19 protein-coding genes and 1 tRNA gene are annotated in these 17,798 nt (G+C 63.4%); 11 read left to right on the top strand and 9 right to left on the bottom strand.

From position 1 onward, the window contains the following. Nucleotides 1-282 precede the first annotated feature (282 nt). The 6 genes from rpoN to DCY11_RS06790 form a co-directional block, all read right to left on the bottom strand. Complete coding sequence (gene rpoN, locus DCY11_RS06765) at nucleotides 283-1,824, bottom strand: RNA polymerase factor sigma-54 (RefSeq protein WP_108682114.1); 1,542 nt, start codon at nucleotides 1,822-1,824, stop codon at nucleotides 283-285. 26 nt (nucleotides 1,825-1,850) lie between these two features. Then, nucleotides 1,851-2,732, bottom strand: coding sequence for an LPS export ABC transporter ATP-binding protein (lptB, locus tag DCY11_RS06770; RefSeq protein ID WP_108682116.1), 882 nt, complete (start codon nucleotides 2,730-2,732; stop codon nucleotides 1,851-1,853). 387 nt (nucleotides 2,733-3,119) lie between these two features. Then, on the bottom strand, nucleotides 3,120-3,878 hold the full coding sequence (locus DCY11_RS06775) for an LptA/OstA family protein (protein ID WP_108682118.1): 759 nt from the start codon (nucleotides 3,876-3,878) through the stop codon (nucleotides 3,120-3,122). After that, nucleotides 3,875-4,642, bottom strand: coding sequence for an LPS export ABC transporter periplasmic protein LptC (gene lptC, locus DCY11_RS06780; RefSeq protein ID WP_108682120.1), 768 nt, complete (start codon nucleotides 4,640-4,642; stop codon nucleotides 3,875-3,877). Before lptC ends, DCY11_RS06775 begins: the two co-directional genes overlap by 4 nt. 130 nt (nucleotides 4,643-4,772) lie before the next feature. Beyond that, nucleotides 4,773-5,393 (bottom strand): ribonuclease H-like domain-containing protein, encoded by a 621-nt coding sequence (locus DCY11_RS06785; protein WP_108682122.1) that lies wholly within the window; start codon nucleotides 5,391-5,393, stop codon nucleotides 4,773-4,775. 82 nt (nucleotides 5,394-5,475) lie between these two features. Continuing rightward, nucleotides 5,476-5,562 (bottom strand) — tRNA-Leu (locus DCY11_RS06790). Between the two features lie 146 nt (nucleotides 5,563-5,708). Here DCY11_RS06790 and DCY11_RS06795 point away from each other — a divergent pair. Next, nucleotides 5,709-6,683: a complex I NDUFA9 subunit family protein gene (locus DCY11_RS06795; RefSeq protein WP_108682124.1), complete on the top strand. Its 975-nt coding sequence runs from the start codon at nucleotides 5,709-5,711 to the stop codon at nucleotides 6,681-6,683. Nucleotides 6,684-6,692: 9 nt separating this feature from the next. Here DCY11_RS06795 and DCY11_RS15480 read toward each other — a convergent pair whose 3' ends face one another. Continuing rightward, nucleotides 6,693-6,845, bottom strand: a complete 153-nt coding sequence (locus tag DCY11_RS15480; protein ID WP_159079857.1) for a hypothetical protein — start codon at nucleotides 6,843-6,845, stop codon at nucleotides 6,693-6,695. Further along, nucleotides 6,842-7,639, bottom strand: coding sequence for an undecaprenyl-diphosphate phosphatase (locus DCY11_RS06800; RefSeq protein WP_108682126.1), 798 nt, complete (start codon nucleotides 7,637-7,639; stop codon nucleotides 6,842-6,844). Before DCY11_RS06800 ends, DCY11_RS15480 begins: the two co-directional genes overlap by 4 nt. 135 nt (nucleotides 7,640-7,774) lie before the next feature. On the opposite strand from DCY11_RS06800, the gene DCY11_RS06805 reads away from it, so the two are divergent. Genes DCY11_RS06805 through DCY11_RS06815 form a run of 3 tightly spaced genes read left to right on the top strand, consistent with a single transcriptional unit; the run spans nucleotide 7,775 to nucleotide 10,522 of the window. After that, nucleotides 7,775-8,461 carry a glutathione S-transferase family protein gene (locus tag DCY11_RS06805; protein ID WP_108682128.1) on the top strand — a complete coding sequence of 229 codons (687 nt, stop codon included), beginning with the start codon at nucleotides 7,775-7,777 and terminating at the stop codon, nucleotides 8,459-8,461. 58 nt (nucleotides 8,462-8,519) lie between these two features. Beyond that, a complete protein-coding gene (queG, locus tag DCY11_RS06810; RefSeq protein ID WP_108683721.1) occupies nucleotides 8,520-9,650 on the top strand; it encodes a tRNA epoxyqueuosine(34) reductase QueG in 1,131 nt (376 codons plus the stop codon). Next, a complete protein-coding gene (locus DCY11_RS06815; protein WP_108682130.1) occupies nucleotides 9,647-10,522 on the top strand; it encodes an SDR family oxidoreductase in 876 nt (291 codons plus the stop codon). Before queG ends, DCY11_RS06815 begins: the two co-directional genes overlap by 4 nt. A 3-nt stretch (nucleotides 10,523-10,525) precedes the next feature. Here DCY11_RS06815 and DCY11_RS06820 read toward each other — a convergent pair whose 3' ends face one another. Beyond that, nucleotides 10,526-11,293, bottom strand: coding sequence for a carboxylesterase (locus tag DCY11_RS06820; protein WP_245409481.1), 768 nt, complete (start codon nucleotides 11,291-11,293; stop codon nucleotides 10,526-10,528). Between the two features lie 70 nt (nucleotides 11,294-11,363). Here DCY11_RS06820 and DCY11_RS06825 point away from each other — a divergent pair, with 70 nt between their 5' ends. From DCY11_RS06825 to pheS, 7 genes are all read left to right on the top strand, one after another. After that, nucleotides 11,364-12,560 (top strand): glycosyltransferase family 4 protein, encoded by a 1,197-nt coding sequence (locus DCY11_RS06825; RefSeq protein WP_108682131.1) that lies wholly within the window; start codon nucleotides 11,364-11,366, stop codon nucleotides 12,558-12,560. 192 nt (nucleotides 12,561-12,752) lie between these two features. Next, the gene (locus DCY11_RS06830; RefSeq protein ID WP_159079858.1) at nucleotides 12,753-13,664 is read left to right on the top strand and encodes a hypothetical protein; all 912 of its coding nucleotides are present in this window, start codon (nucleotides 12,753-12,755) and stop codon (nucleotides 13,662-13,664) included. Between the two features lie 190 nt (nucleotides 13,665-13,854). Then, a complete protein-coding gene (locus DCY11_RS06835; RefSeq protein ID WP_108682136.1) occupies nucleotides 13,855-15,174 on the top strand; it encodes an O-antigen ligase in 1,320 nt (439 codons plus the stop codon). A gap of 151 nt (nucleotides 15,175-15,325) precedes the next feature. Further along, nucleotides 15,326-15,847: a translation initiation factor IF-3 gene (infC, locus tag DCY11_RS06840; RefSeq protein ID WP_108682138.1), complete on the top strand. Its 522-nt coding sequence runs from the start codon at nucleotides 15,326-15,328 to the stop codon at nucleotides 15,845-15,847. Nucleotides 15,848-16,034: 187 nt separating this feature from the next. Next, complete coding sequence (rpmI, locus tag DCY11_RS06845; protein WP_108682140.1) at nucleotides 16,035-16,238, top strand: 50S ribosomal protein L35; 204 nt, start codon at nucleotides 16,035-16,037, stop codon at nucleotides 16,236-16,238. Nucleotides 16,239-16,320: 82 nt separating this feature from the next. Further along, nucleotides 16,321-16,677, top strand: a complete 357-nt coding sequence (gene rplT, locus DCY11_RS06850) for a 50S ribosomal protein L20 (protein ID WP_108682143.1) — start codon at nucleotides 16,321-16,323, stop codon at nucleotides 16,675-16,677. Between the two features lie 33 nt (nucleotides 16,678-16,710). Continuing rightward, complete coding sequence (pheS, locus tag DCY11_RS06855) at nucleotides 16,711-17,796, top strand: phenylalanine--tRNA ligase subunit alpha (RefSeq protein WP_108682145.1); 1,086 nt, start codon at nucleotides 16,711-16,713, stop codon at nucleotides 17,794-17,796. Nucleotides 17,797-17,798 lie beyond the last annotated feature (2 nt).

The raw sequence follows: 17,798 nt of genomic DNA on the forward strand, positions 1-17,798 counted from the left end.
GGAAACGCTATAGAACGCAAATCAGGACGAAAACGCGGAACGCTTTTGACGAGTTCTAGAAGTCTATCTGGTATTTGGCTGCGCTGTTTTTCCCGTAGGCGACCCGCTCACGTTTTGCGGCGGCGCACCATCCGGCACTAAGTCCACAAGAAACGAGGCCAGCATCGGGATCTGTACGTCCCGGCCCAAACAACATTGACCTCTGTAGCGGAGGCCGGAAGCTAGCTCTGTGCTTGGAGGGTGTCAAATCCAAACCTCCACAAATGTCGAAAAGCCCGGCAGCTAAGCGCTTACCGTCAGCGCCATGCGCTTTTGCCGGCGCCGCTGGACCGAGGACGGGATACCCAACGCCTCGCGATATTTTGCGACGGTCCGGCGCGCGATATCGATGCCATCCACCTTGAGGCGCTCGACAATCTTGTCGTCGGATAGGACGTCTTCCGCAGGCTCCCCGTCGATCATTTCACGAATCCGGTGCCGCACGGCTTCCGAGGAGTGGAAATCGCCCTCACCCGTGGCGGCAATCGCGGATGTGAAGAAGTATTTCAACTCAAACAGACCGCGATTCGTCGCCATGTATTTGTTGGCCGTCACGCGGCTCACGGTCGATTCGTGCATCGAAATCGCATCGGCGACGGTCTTGAGATTGAGCGGCCGCAAATGCCGGACGCCGTAGGTGAAGAACGCGTCCTGCTGGCGCACGATTTCCTGCGACACTTTCAGGATCGTGCGCGCGCGCTGATCGAGACTCTTCACCAGCCAGTTCGCCGTCTGCAGACAATCGACAAGGTAGCTCTTGTCGTCCTTCGCGAGCGGCGACTTGCTGACCCTCGCATAATAGGTCTGGTTGACGAGAACGCGGGGCAGCGTGTCCGAATTGAGCTCCACGTGATAACTGCCGTCCGGCAACGTCCGCAGCAGCACGTCCGGCACGATGGGTTGCGCCGGCGCCGCGCCGAACTCCAAGCCGGGCTTCGGATTGAGCCTCTTCAGCTCGGCGATCATGTCGAGCAGATCCTCGTCGCTCACGCTCGTGGCGCGTTTCAAGGCGACGAGATCGTGGGCCGCAAGGAGGTGCAGGTTGTCGACCAGCGCGGCCATGGCGGGATCGCAGCGATCACGCTCTTTCAGCTGGATCGTCAGACACTCGCGCAGATCGCGCGCGAAGACACCGCACGGATCGAAGTTCTGCATCTGCCGCAACGTGTCTTCGACCAAGTCGATTGGCGCCCCAAGCTGGCTGGCGAGCAGATCCAACTCGCCGCGCAGATAGCCGGATTCATCCGTCAGATCGATGATGTGCTGGCCGATCATGCGTTGCGCGGGATCGGCGAAGGCCAGCGCAAGCTGCTCCGATAGATGGAGCCGCAACGTCTTTTCCTCGGCCACATAGGCTTCGAGGTCGGCGCCGTCCTCGGATACGCCGGGGCCGGACTGCGTCAGCCCGCTCCAGCCGCTGTCCATCACGGCGCCCGGTACAAAATCTTCCGAGTCGGGAAACATGTCGCGAGGATCGGCGTCGAGATCCTCCGTACGGTTGTTGTCGCCGCCGGATTCGAGATCGACCCAATTGTCGGAGTCGCGCGCATCCGCCGCGCTGTCGTTCTTCTCATCCGACCCTTCAGGGGCATTATCATCCGTTGTCGGACTAGCCGGACCGTCCCCGTCGCTGCGCTCAAGCAATGGATTGCGCTCAAGCTCCCCCTCCACAAACGCGCTCAGCTCCATGTTCGACAGCTGCAGGAGTTTGATGGCCTGCTGCAACTGAGGCGTCATGACCAGACTCTGGGTCTGGCGCATTTCGAGCTTTGCGTTGATCGCCATCTACGAAGTCACTCGCGATCACATAGTCAGATTTTGAAATCGTCGCCCAGATAGACGCGTCTGACGTCCTCATTGTTGACGATCTCGTGGGTGGTTCCGTGGGTCAAAACAGTCCCGTCATGAATAATATAGGCCCGGCCCACGAGGTCGAGCGTCTCGCGAACATTGTGATCGGTGATCAGGACGCCGATGCCGCGCTGGGTGAGGTGCCGTACGAGCGCACGAATGTCGTTGACCGCGATCGGATCGATGCCTGCGAAAGGCTCGTCGAGCAGCATGTAGGACGGACGCGTGGCAAGGGCACGCGCGATCTCGACACGGCGGCGCTCACCACCAGACAAGCGCATGGACGGCGAGGTTCTAAGCCGCGTGATCCGGAATTCCTCGAGCAAGGCATCCAGCTGCTCCCGGCGGGCCTTTTTGTTCGGCTCCACCGTTTCCAAGACCGCCAGGATATTCTCCTCGACCGTCAGACCGCGAAAGATGGATGCTTCCTGCGGCAAATAACCGATTCCGAGCCGGGCGCGGCGGTACATCGGCAGGCGCGTAACATCCTGCCCATCGATCTTGATCGAGCCCTCGTCCGCGGGAATGAGCCCGGTAATCATGTAGAACGTCGTCGTCTTACCCGCACCGTTGGGGCCGAGCAGCCCCACGGCTTCGCCGCGCTGGACATCGAGGCTGACACCGCGGACGACCGTACGCTTCTTGAAACTTTTGACGATCGACCGGATGGTCAGCCAGCCCTCGCCTGGCTCATGCAGTCCTTGCGCACCTGCCTGGGCCTGTTCCGCATGCGGCGGCAGTGGCGGCGGCGCAGCCTGTGCTGGCGGAACCCTATGAGGCTGCGGTGCCGGCTGCGCGACTGGCTGCCGCTGGGGCACTGGCTGCCCCTGAGGCGCCGGCATGGCCGGGCGCTGCGCTTGGCTTGGATAAGCAGGCTGGACTTGATGGATGCGTTGGTCGGGTTGCGTCGGGGCGCTCGGGCGCCCCTGGTCGTGACGTGGCACGTGCGCAGGCTGCGCCCCAGCGGACGCACCTTGCGGAGCGGAAACCGCTCCTTGTCCCGGTATCGAGACCACCTTGCCCACCGCTCGTGTCACCCTTCGGTTGAAACGCACCGCCGTTAATATCGGCTAAAGTGTACGCAGAATACCTGCAGAAATCCCTGACATTCCAATTCTGCGACAATCACGGCCACAGCGGGGCGCGGCACACGGACGCGCGCAAAGAGCGCATGTGCGACGTGGTGGCACGCCGTGGCGACGCCGGCCGGCCGGGGAAACATCCCAGGGTCAGGGCTGCGCGGCCTCTTTCGCTTTCTTCTTCTCCTTGCCGGGCTTTTTCTTCTCTTCCTTCGGGAGAAGCAAAGCACGGATCCGGCGGCTGCCGTCCTGTGTCGTGCCGGTGTTCTCGAACCGGCTCTCGCCCGTGGCCAGGTCGATATTGAGCCGGTCTCCCTTTAGCACGTTCTGCCCTTGGGATAGTACCACATTGCCGCCGACGAGAGCCTTCTGCCCGGCCACGTCGTAGATGGCCCAATCGCTGGTCGTCGTCTGATCTTCGTCACTGTTGATGACCACGTTGCCGCTCACGGTGACCTTCTGACTGGGGACGTCATAGACGAGGTGATCGCAGGTCGTCGTCTGGTTGTCTTCTCCGCTGATCACGACGCTGCCGCGCGCCTCGATCTTTTCGATCTGACCGTCGGGGCCAGAGTCGCCCGCGGCCGGGGGCTGCGCTTCAGCGGCGACCTGCTGCTGATCGGGTTGTCCCGTGAGCTTGTTCGCCCCGCCGACATAATGCACGTCGAGTTGCGCCGCCCGCAGGGTCGAGGAGCCCTGGCTGGCCCGGACATTGCCCTTGAACACGGCCAGCTTCTTCTCGTCGTAGACGGTGAGCGTGTCGGACAGAATGTCGATGGGCTTGTCGGAATTCTTGGATAGGCCCTTGAAGGCGCTCTTGACCTCCTCGGCGACAGCCGGGATCGGCGCGAACGCGCCCAGTAGGACCACAGCGGCCACCGGGATCCAAGAGACGGGCGCCAGTCTCATTGCGCCGGCCCCGTCTGAGTTTCGGCCGGGGCGGCCGATGGCGCAGGTGCAGATGCGCCGGCGGCGGCCGGCTGGGTTGAAGGCGCCGAGGCCTTGCCCTTCCGAGGCTTCAGATGAACGGCCACCTTCCCGCGAAAGACGATCTCGTTCTTGTCCGAATAGAGGGTCATCGCGTTCGCTCGGACGGTCCCGGACGGCAGATCGAGTTTGACCGGGTTATGCGACCGAAGAATCTGGTTCTTCATGTCGATCGTGGCGTAGGAGAGTTCTCCGGTCAGACCGGCGCTGGTGGCGAGCGTGATCCGGTCCTTGAGGATGAGCCGCTCCTTCTTCGAGTCGAACTTGCCCCGCACCGCGCGCATCCGCGACCAGCTTGCATTGGCCTTGTTGGTCACGTCGGCCTCAATCTTGTTCAATGCGACGAGGTTGGGGTTCGTGACATCCTGATCGGCGTAGTCGGCCCGGATGACGTAGTCCCCATTCTTCTTGTCGGTCCCGCGCATGGTCGGATTGAGCATCCGCAAGGCGCCGTCGGTCACCTGGAGGCCGTCGATGCTGGCGGTGATGCCGCCGACATGGACGTTCATACGCGTCGAGAAGAAGTAGGCGCCCAGCACGAGAATGGCGAGCACGGGCAGCGCCTTTCGCAGGACACGAACCACCATGCTGTGGCGCTTGGCATTGCGCATCGCCCGGGCGCGCTCTTCAGGCGTCCGTATCCGGTGGCGCGACCGTGCGCCCGCGATGTTCGCCTCATATGCCATTACATTCGCCAACTTCCGCGCTCCTGGCTCCACGTACGATTGGACAGGCCGGAACCGTTAGGTAGCTAGCCGCAGGACTTTGATCAGATTGCGACCGGGGCCCTTGATTTCCTGCGGTTTTTCGCGGGCCTCAATGGGCGAAGATATCCATTTCGGACCAGCCTTTGAGGTCCAATTCGGCCCGCACCGGCAGAAACGCGAAACAGGCGCGCGCGAGATGAGCGCGACCTTCGCGATCAAGCATCGTATCCAGCCGCTCCTTGAGCGCATGCAGATACAGCACGTCACTGGCCGCATAGCTGAGCTGTTCTGGGCTCAACGTCTCCGCGCCCCAGTCGGAGGATTGCTGCTGCTTGGACAGCTCGACGCCCAGGAGTTCCCGGCACAAATCCTTCAGGCCGTGCCGGTCGGTATAGGTGCGGGTCAGCTTCGAGGCGATCTTGGTGCAGTAGATCGGGGCCGTGTCGACACCAAGATACTGCTTCAGCACGGCCACGTCGAAACGGGCATAGTGGAAGATCTTGAGAACGCTGTCGTCCGCCAGCAGGCGCTTCAACTCGGGTGCCTCGTCGCCCGGCGAAATCTGCACCAGCACCGCCCGTCCGTCACCGTCGGAGAGTTGCACGAGGCAGAGCCGGTCGCGGTGAGGATTGAGGCCGAGCGTCTCGGTATCGACCGCGATCGCCTTGGCCTTGAAGCGGCCCGGCGGCAAGTCACCCTTGAAGAGTTCAACGGTCGAGGACTGGCTCAATTGCGCCTTTCCGGAAGGACCTCGTCAGACCCTTCTTGCCGACTGAGACGCTCGCCGTACCATTGCACGGCGAGACGAGAGATGGTGCCCAGGAGAAGACTCGAACTTCCACACCCATACGGGCACTAGCACCTGAAGCTAGCGCGTCTACCAATTCCGCCACCTGGGCTTGAACGCGTTCAGGTACGATTGGCGCTGCGCAATGTCAATTCTTTCGACAGCGGGAATTGAGACGAAGAACCGCCTTCAAGGCGGCCTGTGTTCGTGGCATGTTGCATCTGCGAAATTCAGCGCCGTGAGAGATGAGGCACTGCCGTGGGCGTCACACTGAACAATCGAGCATTGGTAACCGTTTATGGCGGCTCCGGATTTCTGGGACGCCACCTGGTGAGGGCCATAGCCCGCACCGGCGCGCGCGTGCGGGTCCCCTGCCGCCGTCCGGATCTTGCCGGTCATTTGCAGCCGCTCGGCGGTGTCGGTCAGATCGTGCCGGTCCAGGCGAATGTGCGGTTCCCCGACTCGCTCGTGACCGCGGCCGAGGATGCGGACGCGGTGGTGAACCTCGTCGGGATCCTGTTCGCTTCCGGCAAGCAGACCTTCAAGACGGTGCAGGACGAGGGCGCACGGAATGTCGCCGAGGCCGCCAAGGCGGCCGGTGTCGGCACCTTCGTCCATGTCTCGGCCATCGGCGCCGACGCGGACTCGCCGTCGGTCTATGCCCAGAGCAAGGCAGCCGGCGAAGCGGCCGTTCGCGACGTATACCCCGATGCCACGATCGTCCGCCCGTCGGTGGTGTTCGGCCCGGAAGACGAGTTCTTCAACCGGTTCGGCGCGATGGCGCAGCTGTTCCCGGCGCTCCCCCTGATCGGCGGCGGGCACACTAAGTTCCAGCCGGTGTTCGTCGGCGACGTGGCGCAGACCCTCGTCGCGGCGATCGAAGGCCGGACCAAGACGGATGCGCCGTACGAACTCGGCGGACCCGAAGTCCTGACCATGAAAGAGGTGATGGAGCGCGTGCTCGCCTACACGATGCGCTCGCGCCCGCTGATCTCGATGCCGTTCTGGCTAGCGAAACTGCAGGGTGCCTTCCTGCAATGGCTGCCCAACCCGCCGCTGACCATCGACCAGGTCCGGCTTCTCGAAACCGACAATGTCGTCAGCGAGGGCGCTGTGAAGGACGGGCGCACGCTGCAGGGGCTCGGCATCGAACCGGTGCAGGTCGCCAGCGTCGTCCCGGACTATCTGGAGCAGTTCCGCCCGCGCGGGCAGTTCTCGGTCTACAAAGCCTGAGCCGACGCCCTACTGCGGCACGGCCAATTTCGGCATGCCTTGGCACACTTCGAGGCCCGCAGGCACTGTCAGCCAATCGGGCTCCGTGCGCGCGAGCCCGAACCGTTGCAGCTTGTGCCAGAACGCATCCGCCGTGATGAGCCTCAGGCGTCCGATCCTCACATGTAGATCATGAACAGCAGGAAGCCGCCGAGGACCATGCGGTAGAGCACGAAAGGCAGGAAGCTGATACGGCGGACGAGCGCCATCAGGAAGGCGATGGCCGCAAGACCGGCGAAGAAGGTGAGGATCGCGCAATACACCGAATCCATGGTGATCGTGGCGCCGGCCGCGAGTGCTTCGCCCACGGTCAGCACGCCGGCGCCCGCGATCGCGGGAATGCCCAAGAGAAACGAGAACCGAGCCGCATCGGGGCGCGTGTAGTTCAAGAAGCGGGCGGCGGTCATGGTCACGCCCGAGCGGCTCGTGCCCGGAATGAGAGCCAGCGCCTGCGCTACGCCGATTATCATGGCGCTCTTGAGCGTCATGTTCTCGATGGTCTTCTCCTGTCGGCCGATCATGTCGGCGATCAGCATGAGGATGCCGTAGATCACGGTGTTCCAGGCGACGATCGTGACGCTGCGTTCCAGATCGCCGAAGCCGAATTTCTTGAGAAACAGACCGAATGCGACCGCAGGGATCGTGGCCAGAAGGATGTAGATCGCCAGCTTGCCGTCCTGCGTGACCTTGCCCCGAAAAAGCTCCAAGGCGCCGACGATCAGCTTCCAGACATCACGCCAGAAATAGATCAGAATCGCGAACAGGGTGCCGACATGCACCATGACGTCGACGAACTGGCCTTGGTCCGGCCAATGAAAAAGGTAAGGAACGAGGACCAGATGGCCCGAGGAGGAAATGGGCAGGAACTCCGTGATTCCCTGAACCACCGCGATGACGATGATCTGCTCTATGGTCATGGTCCCAATCCCCAGACGCGGCGTGCCCGTGCCGCTTGTTCGCCTTGGCCGCAGGTTCTATACGAGGCTCATGCGTTTGGCGCGATTCATTTTCCGCCCGATTACCTTCCGAACGAATAGCGATCGAAGCCCCTCATGGCGAATCTTCTTCACCATCCGCTATGCGCCTTCTCCCGGTCAATTCGTCTCGCCTTTGCCGAGTGTAGGGTCGAGTACGAGCTGAACGAAGAGAGGCCGTGGGAGTGGAGACCCGAGTTTCTGACTCTCAACCCAGCGGGAACATTGCCGGTCTTCATCCCCGACGACGGGGTCCCGATCGCCGGCGCCTACGCCATCTCTGAATGGCTTTCCGACACGATGGACGAGCGCGCGGCGACCGCTTTCCAGCCCTTCCCGGGGAATGCTGCGGCCCGTGCCGAGACGCGCCGCCTCGTGGAGTGGTTCCATCAAAAGTTCTACGAGGAAGTCACCGATTACCTCGTGGTGGAGAAAGTCTTCCGGCGCTTCGGCCCCCAAAGCTCTTCGCCCGATATGGCGGCAATGCGGGCCGGGCACGACAATTTGCGCTATCATATGACCTATATCGGCCATTTGACGGAAACGCGCAGCTGGCTCGCAGGCGACGCAATGAGCTTTGCGGACTTGGCGGCGGCGGCGCATCTGTCGGCCCTGGACTATCTCGGCGAGGTGCCGTGGGAAGAGTTCGAACCTGCCAAGAACTGGTATGCGCTGGTGAAGTCCCGGCCTTCCTTCCGCCCGCTGCTACAAGACCGGATCGCCGGATTCGTCCCGGCGGGGACCTATGCCGATCTGGACTTCTGAACTGGAAGCGCGCCGCCGGGAGCCTGCCCACCCTGCCACGAACGGACGGTCGCCCGTGATGGGACACTCCCTGAAACGGACCATCGCCGAACGCGCGGAGGCGCTTGGCTTCGATGCCGTGCGGTTCGCAAGCGCCGATGCGCCGGACGGAATGGGACCCGCGCTCGATGCGTTCCTTGGGCAGGGGCGCGAGGGCGATATGGGCTGGCTCAAGGACACGGCCGAGCGCCGTAAGAGCCCTCGTGCGCTGTGGCGCGACGTGCGCAGCATCATCTTGCTCGGGATGAACTACGGGGGCCCTGACGACCCGCTGAAAGCCTTGGAGAACACCTCGCACGGGGCGGTCTCTATCTACGCAAAGCGCCCCGACTACCATGAGGTCATCAAGGGCAAGCTCAAACAACTCGCGGGACAGATCCATGCGCTGGCCGGCGGTGACGTGAAAGTGTTCGTCGATACCGCGCCCGTGATGGAGAAGCCGCTTGCGGCGAAGGCCGGGCTCGGGTGGCAGGGCAAGCACACGAACTTGGTTTCGCGCGACTTCGGCTCGTGGCTTTTCCTAGGTTGCATCTTCACCACGGCAGATATCGAAGCGGACGCGCCCGAGATCGACCATTGCGGCGCCTGCCGCCGCTGCCTCGACGCCTGCCCGACGAAGGCGTTCACCGCGCCATACGAGATCGACGCGCGCCGCTGCGTCTCCTATCTGACCATCGAGCACAAGGGGCACATCGCCCGCGAGTTCCGCGCGGCGATGGGGAACCGCATCTATGGCTGCGACGATTGTCTCGCCGTCTGCCCTTGGAACAAATTCGCGCAAGCGAGCCATGAGACGAAGCTCGCCATTCGTCCGGAGACGGACGACCCGCCGCTCGCCGAGATCCTGGCGCTGGACGATGCGGCGTTTCGAGAACGTTTTCGCCGCACGCCGATCAAACGCGGAGGACGTGACCGCCTCGTCCGCAATGCCCTCATTGCAGCCGGCAATTCGGCGGACGCATCGCTCGTGCCACATGTCGAAGCGTTGATCGATGACGCCTCCCCGCTCGTGCGCGCCATGGCGGCATGGGCGCTTCAACGCCTCGATCCTGCCAAATCGGACATGCTGCGTGCGGAACGGCTTGCCGCCGAGACAGACACTGCCGTCCGGGCGGAATGGCAGGAGACCGAGGGAGCGCTCGTGCCATGAGCAGGCTCTTCGCATTCGGATTTGGCTATTCCGCGCAGGAACTCGCGAGCCGCCTCACGGCCCGCGGCTGGACCGCCGCCGGCACCGCACGTGACGAGACCAAGTGTGATGCCTTACGGGCGCGCGGATTCGAGGCCGCCGAGTTCACGGGCGATGCGCCCCATCCGGACGTGGACCGGCTGCTGGCCGGGACCACGCATCTGGTCCATTCGATACCACCCGAACGCCACGAAGACGGTGGCCACGGCGACCATGTGCTGACCCACTATGGCGACGCGTTGGCGAACCTCGGCAGCCTGCAATGGATCGGCTATCTCTCGACCGTTGGCGTCTATGGCGATCAGCACGGAGAGTGGGTGAGCGAGGACACGCCGCCCAAGCCCAACAGCGCCCGCACCGAGGCGCGTGTTCTCGCCGAGCAGGCCTGGCTCGATTTCGGCGCCAAGACCGGCGTGCCGGTGCACATCTTCCGTCTGGCCGGCATTTACGGCCCGGGACGCAGCGTGTTCGACAAGCTCGCGGCGGGCACGGCGCGGCGCATCAACAAGCAAGGCCAGGTCTTCAGCCGCATCCACGTCGACGACATCGCCACAGTGCTGGAAGCGTCCATCGCGTCACCGCGCGCGGGCGCGATCTACAACGTCGCCGACGACGAACCGGCGGCGCCCGGCGACATCGTGGCCCATGCCGCCCGGATGATCGGGGTCGAACCCCCGCCGGAAATCGATTTCGAGGAAGCCAATCTGTCGCCCATGGTCCGCAGCTTCTACGAAGGCAGCCGCAGAATAGGCAATGCCCGCATCAAATCGGAACTCGGCGTGGCGCTGCGCTACCCGACCTTCCGCGAAGGACTGGCGTCGCTCAAGCCGTAAGGCTTAGACGGCCGCCGGATCGATCAACGACTCGATCGTACGCGCCAGACGGGCCAAGTCTTCCGGCTCCGACAGACGGTGGCCGGCCGCTTTCACCAGCGTGAGATCGACATCGTCGGTCGCGAGAAGATCGACCAGCTGAGCGCTGTGCTCCCACGGCACGTCTTCGTCGCGCATGCCCTGAAGGATGCGCACGGGCGCGTTCACCGGAATGTTGCCGGCCGCCAGGAGGTGATTGCGACCCTCTTCGATGAGGATCTTAGTGATGGGATACGGATCGTCGTAGTTGGATGGGGCGTAGTACACGCCTTCCGTGAGCACGATATTGCGCGTCTTCTCGGACATCTTTTCCCACATGAGCTTCTCGGTCATGTCCCAAGCGGGCGCGATGAGCACGAGGCCCTTGAGGCGCGTGTCGCGGCGTTCAGCGAGTTGCCGCGCAAGCAGCAGCGATATCCAGCCGCCAAGCGAGGAGCCAACGAGGATGACGGGCCGTGTCCCCACAAGCGCGAGCATTTCTTGCGCTTCTTCCAGCCAGGCGCCGGTCGAGGCCTTCTCGATGTCGCCACCGGCCAGGCCGTGACCCGAATAGTCGAAGCGCAGCATGGCGTAGCCCTTCCGGGCCGCCCACTCGCTCAAGAACACGACCTTCGTGCTCGCCATGTCGGAAAGGAAACCGGACAGCCAAACGACGGCCGGAGCATCGCCGGATGCGCCCGCATCGAAGCGATAGGCGATGCGGCGGCCATGATCCCCTTGGCCAATCTCCATAAAATGTGGTTCTTGCTGGTCCATCTTGAGAGCTGCCCGCAGTTTGGGATTCGAGGATAGAAGCGACGCGATGTCGGACGTGACCATATTGCAGGTCGTGCCGCGGCTTGAAACCGGCGGCAGCGAACAGTCGACCGTCGAGATCGCCGCAGCGCTCACCCAAGCCGGAGCGAAAGCTCTGGTTGCCACCGAAGGCGGGCGCTTGGCAACTGCCCTCGAGGATGCCGGCGGCGAAATCATCGAGCTCCCCGTGGCGAGCAAGAACCCGCTGACCATCCTCGCCAATGCCCGGCACCTGGCGCAGATCGTCGAAGACCGCAATGTCACGCTGCTCCATGCGCGCAGCCGCGCGCCCGCCTGGAGCGCCTATCTCGCGGCTCGCAAGACGCAGCGGCCCTTCGTGACCACCTATCACGGGGCCTATAGCGGCAGGAGCGGGCTGAAGACCTTCTACAACAGCGTCATGGCGCGCGGCGACCGGGTGATCGCGAATTCCCGCTTCACGGCGGGACTGATCACGAGCCAATACACGGTGCCGCCGGAACATCTGCACGTCATCTATCGCGGCTTCGACGTCTCGGCGTTCGACGCCGACAACGTGGCGCCGGAGCGCATCGCGCGGCTGCGCGAGGCGTGGGGGATCACACCGGACCAGCGCGTCGTCCTGCAGGCCGCGCGGCTGACACGCTGGAAGGGGCATCCCTACACGATCGAGGCGGCGCGTCTCCTGAAGGAGCGGGATCAACTCGGCGACGCAGTCTTCGTCTTCGCGGGCGACACGCAAGGACGCGAGGACTACCGCGCCGAGCTTCAGGCCGAGATCGACGCGGCGGGTCTCACCGGCATCGTGCGCCTCGTCGGCCACTGCGACGATATTCCGGCGGCCTTCACACTGGCGGACCTCGCCGTAGTGGCTTCGACGCGCGCGGAGACATTTGGACGCACCAGCATTGAGTCTCAGGCGGCTGGATGCCCGGTCATCGTCAGTGATGTCGGCGCGGCCAGCGAGAACGTGGTGCCCCAAAGCGACCCCGACGCATTTACCGGATGGGTTGTGCCAACCGCCGACGCACACGCCCTCGCCAATTGCCTGGCCGAGGCGTTAACCCTTTCCCCCCAAGCCCTTGCGGAAATCGGACAGCGCGCGAGGCGCAACGCTCGCGAACGCTTCGCGCTGCATGACATGCAGCGGGCCACGCTCGCCGTTTACGACGAACTGCTGGGCACGGGGCTGGCTGCGACCTTCTGTCCCGCCAAACACCTCTAATCGTTCAAAAAATCGTGTGCCGGCTTTCGGCCCGGTTGCCCAGATTTTGCCTCGGTTCCGCCGCGTGATCCTGGAACGAATTGTTCTTGCTGGCGCCGAGCAGCTTCTTCTTGAGGGAACCAACATCCTAAAGGAGTTGTTAAGTATGGCGGTGCCAATCTCTTAAAAATGTACCCAGGCGTTTCGACACATATGCAGGCACGAGCGACTTCGGCGCGGGGCGTGGATACGCCGCCGGTGCACTTCGTCTATCACGTGCCCAAATGTGCGGGCCGGACGATCGACCGGCACCTGGCTAGCGCCTTGCCGGCGAACGCCTACCATCGTTTGCGCCGGCGCCGTGGCCTGGGCCGGCTCGCGACCGGCTACGACACGTCGCATCTGCCCGATCCGAACGAGACGCAAGTCGTCAGCAGCCATTATCTCGGCATCTCAATCGACTCGCTGTTTCAGGATCGGCTCATCAAGCGCAGCATGCTGCTGCGCGATCCGGCGAGCCATTTCGTGTCGTACTACAACTACCGCATGACCCGTTACATCAACGAGGGTCTGCAGCCCTACGGCATCGACATCGCTTACGGGGCCATGCGGCGCAACTTCATCACGCATTACATCCTCAACAACTTCCTCGAGTTGAATTGGGTGCAGATCGCCAGCCTGTCCGACGAGGACAAGTACGACCTGGCGAACGCGTTCCTGTCCATGTTCTGGTTCGTCGGCGACTACACGCTATGCGACGACCTGCTGGGTGCTCTCGGCGACCGGCTCGACATCTCGGCCAATGCACGGCTCCACAATGGGCTCGCGGACTTGTCGCGGGGCGCGGGTTGGACTCCGCTGACGCTGGATTTGCTTCCCCAGTCGACGGTGGCGCGCATCCAGGACGACAACAGGATCGATCAGAGACTGTGGGAGACTTGGCGCGAGGCTCGGCACGAGACCGGCGCGGTACGACCCGCTGCCCTGGAGAACGGGGCAGCGAGCTTCGTCGGCGGTGAAGCCATTCGCTTCGTGCACCAGATCGTCCGGCGCTTGCAGCGGCGCTGGGGACACTTCGACACCGGCGTGGCCGTCCCACAGCGCGACCCTGCGACAATCGTCTAATCGGCCGTCCCTTTAGCTGACCGTCCCTCGCCTCACGTCTATCCGGCCGCCGGGGACGTCCCAGTTTGCCCCTCAACATGTCCTGGCGGGCGCTTCCGGGTGCGCCTGCGAGGTGCTATGGACTAGGCACTGACCTCGTCCACCAACGGCCTCTCGGGACCCGCGCCCAAGCCCAGACACCGGAATCTCTATGCGGCAGCTTGCCAAACTCGCGCTCCGGCGAGAGCTCGCGATCATCCGTTCGCTGTTTTTCCTTGGCCCCCTCATCACGCTGCTGATCCCGAAGACGACGGTCGCGATCCTGGTCGCGCTGTTCCTCTGCTGCGTGGGTCTGGACTTGGCACGAGGCGGCAAGCTCAAGGATTTGTTTCGCATCGATGCGACACTCGCCTTGTTCGGCCTGACGGCCGCGTATCTCTTCATCAACGCGACGTGGTCGCTCGACCCGCAACGCGCCATCACGGCGGCCATCTGGTTCGTCCTGGTCGCCGTCATGTCTTTTAGTTCGGCCCGCGCGCTTGCACGCTGGCCGGCGCCCGCGTTGCGCGCGGCGTCGACGGCCTTCGCCATCGGGATCGGGATCGGCATTGCCATTATTCTGTTCGAAGCGGCCACGGGGCGGCTTGCGACCCTGACCCTCTATCACACCCTTCCCGTCACGCAGCCGGACAGCCTCAAGGGATTTGTCGTGCGCGACGGCAAGATCGTGCGGATCGCTCCGGGCGAACTGAATGCCATGATCGCCGTCATGCTGTTGGCCCTGTGGCCAATGCTGCTGTGCGTGTTGACGCGGCTCGGCGGTCAGCGGCGCTATCTCGTCGCGGGCGCGCTGTTCATCGCCGCAACCGCGGCAATCTTTCTGTCGAATCACGATTCGTCGAAGGTCGGTCTCGTCGCCAGCCTCGTCGTGTTCGCGCTTGCGATCCCGTGGCCGGCCGGGACGCGAAAGGGATTGTGGCTCGTCTGGTGCCTGATGTTCGCGCTGGTGGTGCCGGTGGCGACGGCCGCCTACAAGGCTGAGCTCCACAAGTCCGAATACCTCCCGCTCTCGGCGCAAGCCCGGGTGACACTCTGGGCCTATACCGCTGAACATGTCCGTGCGACCCCGTTCCTCGGCATCGGCGGTTCGTCCACGCGCAAGATCGATCAGTCGCCGGACAATCGGCGGATGGAATGGAGGAAGAAGCTCAAGACCGAGGGCTTCGGCTGGCGCGCAGGGGCCCATGCGCACAACGTCTTCCTGCAAACCTGGTACGAACTGGGCGCCGTCGGCGTCATCCTGTTCGTGGTGACGGGATCCGCCGTGATCCTGTCTCTCGGCCGTCTGCCGCGCGATACGCAACGTTTCGCGCTGGCCCAAGTGGCCGCCTTCTTCGCAATTATCGCGTTTGCATGGGGCATGTGGCAGGGATGGCTCATGGCGCTGACGGGCCTGGCGGGGCTCTATGTCGTGCTCGCCGTAAACGCCTATCGCGCAAGCCGCCCCGAGACCGTTGCCGCTTCGCCTTGATCCGAAAGCCGATTCCGGCGTGACTTGTCAGGCATTGCCGCCTTCTTGTAGAACTTTTCGCTTATAACTTTGTTTTACTGTCGCGCCCCGTGCCTCGCCGCGGCGAGGGCGCTTCAAAACCTAAGGAGACTGAGACATCGCAAGACGGCCCATGAAGATGGCCCCCAACCGGGGCGGCCCACGCACCAACGAGGGTATAGACACTCCGCAAATCCAGCTCATTGACGCAACCGGCGAAAATGTCGGCGTCGTTGATATTGAAGACGCGCTCGCGCGCGCCAGCGAGGCCGGGCTCGACCTCGTCGAGATTTCGCCGAACACGGACCCGCCCGTTTGCAAGATCCTGGACTACGGGAAATACAAATATCAGGCTCAGAAGAAAGCGGCCGAGGCGCGCAAGAAGCAGCGCACCGTCGAGATCAAAGAGATCAAGATGCGGCCCAACATCGACACGCACGACTATGACGTGAAGATGCGGTCCATGAACCGGTTCTTCGAGGAGGGCGACAAGGTCAAGGTGACCTTGCGTTTCCGCGGCCGCGAAATGGCCCATCAGGACCTAGGCATGCAGTTGCTCAACAAGGTCAAGGTCGACACCACCGAAATCGCCAAGGTGGAGTCGGAGCCTCGGCTGGAAGGGCGCCAGATGGTCATGGTGCTCGCACCCCGCTAGGCGGCGGCCCCGGATCGCGCCGACAGCGCTTGCGCTATGGGCGCAATTCCCTTTATAACCCGCCGTTCAAGGAGCCGCCCGGCAGGGCATGCCGTGGCGGCTCGCATGCTTTCCAGCATATTTGTTCGAAAACTGTTCAAGAACGTGGGCCTGGAACCCTCCAGCGCCTGCCGAAGAAGGAAGCCAAATGCCCAAGCTCAAGACGAAGAGCGGTGCCAAGAAGCGATTCAAGGTCACGGCCAAAGGCAAGGTGAAATGCCTCGCCGCCGGTAAGCGTCACGGCATGATCAAGCGGACCAACAAGTTCATCCGGAATGCCCGGGGGACCATGGTCCTTGCCGACGAAGACGCAAAAGTCGTGAAGAAGAATTTTCTCCCGTATGCCCGGTAGGGCGACGACTTGCGCCCGATAGGGCGAAGGCTTGCGCCCGACAGGGCCGAGTATCGAGAACAACGCTTAAAGGAGCACCGAAATGTCCCGCGTTAAACGTGGCGTTACCGCCCATGCCCGTCACCGCAAGGTGATCAAGCAGGCCAAGGGCTATTACGGACGCCGTAAGAACACCATCCGCGTCGCCAAGCAGGCCGTGGAGAAGGCCGGTCAGTACGCCTATCGCGACCGCAAGGTGAAGAAGCGCACCTTCCGCTCATTGTGGATCCAGCGCATCAACGCCGCCGCGCGCTTGCATGGCGTGACCTACGGCCAGCTCATCGACGGTCTCAAGAAGGCCGGCATCGAGCTCGACCGCAAGGTCCTGGCGGATATCGCAGTACGCGAGCCGCAAACGTTCCAGGGATTGGTCGAAGCAGCCTCTGCCGCCCGGGCGTAAGGCCCGGCCTCGAACGGCAAAGGAGCAAGACCGATGAGCGCGTCAGAGCTCGACACCCTCAAAGCAGAGCTGCTTGAGGCGGTCGCGGCTGCGTCCGATTTGGCGAGCCTCGAAGAGGTACGCGTGGGCGCACTCGGCAAGAAGGGCCGCGTGTCGGCCCTGATGCAGCGTCTCGGCTCCATGCCACCGGAAGAGCGGCGCGACTTCGGCCAGGCGGTCAATGCCGTCAAGGTGGCAGTCTCGGATGCGCTCGAAGCCAAGCGCGAAACGCTCGCCCGCGCGGCCACGACGGCGAAGCTCGCGGCCGAGCGTGCCGACGTGACCCTGCCGGTCCGCGAAGGACCGCTGGCCGAGGGCCGCGTTCATCCGGTCAGCCAGGTCACCGACGAGATCACGGAGATCTTCGCCGACATGGGCTTCTCGATCGCCGAAGGCCCGGACATCGAGACCGACTTCAACAATTTCACGGCGCTGAACATCCCGCCCGAGCATCCGGCCCGGCAGGATCACGACACGTTCTATTTCGCCGAAGGGCCGGACGGCACGCGGCCTGTCCTGCGCACCCATACGAGCCCGGTGCAGATCCGCACGATGCTCAACAACAAGCCGCCCTTGCGCATCATCGCACCGGGGCGCGTCTACCGTTGCGACTCGGACCAGACCCACACGCCCATGTTCCACCAAGTGGAAGGGCTGGTGATCGACGAGGAGGCCCATCTCGGCCACCTGAAATGGGTGCTCGAGGAGTTCTGCAAGGCCTTCTTCGAGGTGCCCGAGGTCAAGATGCGGTTCCGCGCGAGCCACTTTCCCTTCACTGAGCCTTCGATGGAAGTCGATATCGGCTACGCCAAGGTGGGCGACGAGATCCGCATCGGCGAGGGCGATCAGTGGCTGGAGATCCTCGGCTGCGGCATGGTCCATCCCAACGTGCTGACCGCCGTCCATCTCGACCCCAAGAAGTATCAAGGCTTTGCCTTCGGTGTCGGCATCGACCGCCTGACCATGCTGAAATACGGCGCGCCGGACTTGCGCGCGTTCTTCTCAGGCGATTTGCGCTGGCTGAAGCATTACGGCTTCGCTCCGCTCTCCGTGCCGACCCTTGCAGGGGGGCTGAGCTAGAC

Origin of the sequence: Methyloceanibacter sp. wino2 (genome assembly GCF_003071365.1) — a bacterium.
Classification (GTDB): Bacteria; Pseudomonadota; Alphaproteobacteria; order Rhizobiales; family Methyloligellaceae; genus Methyloceanibacter.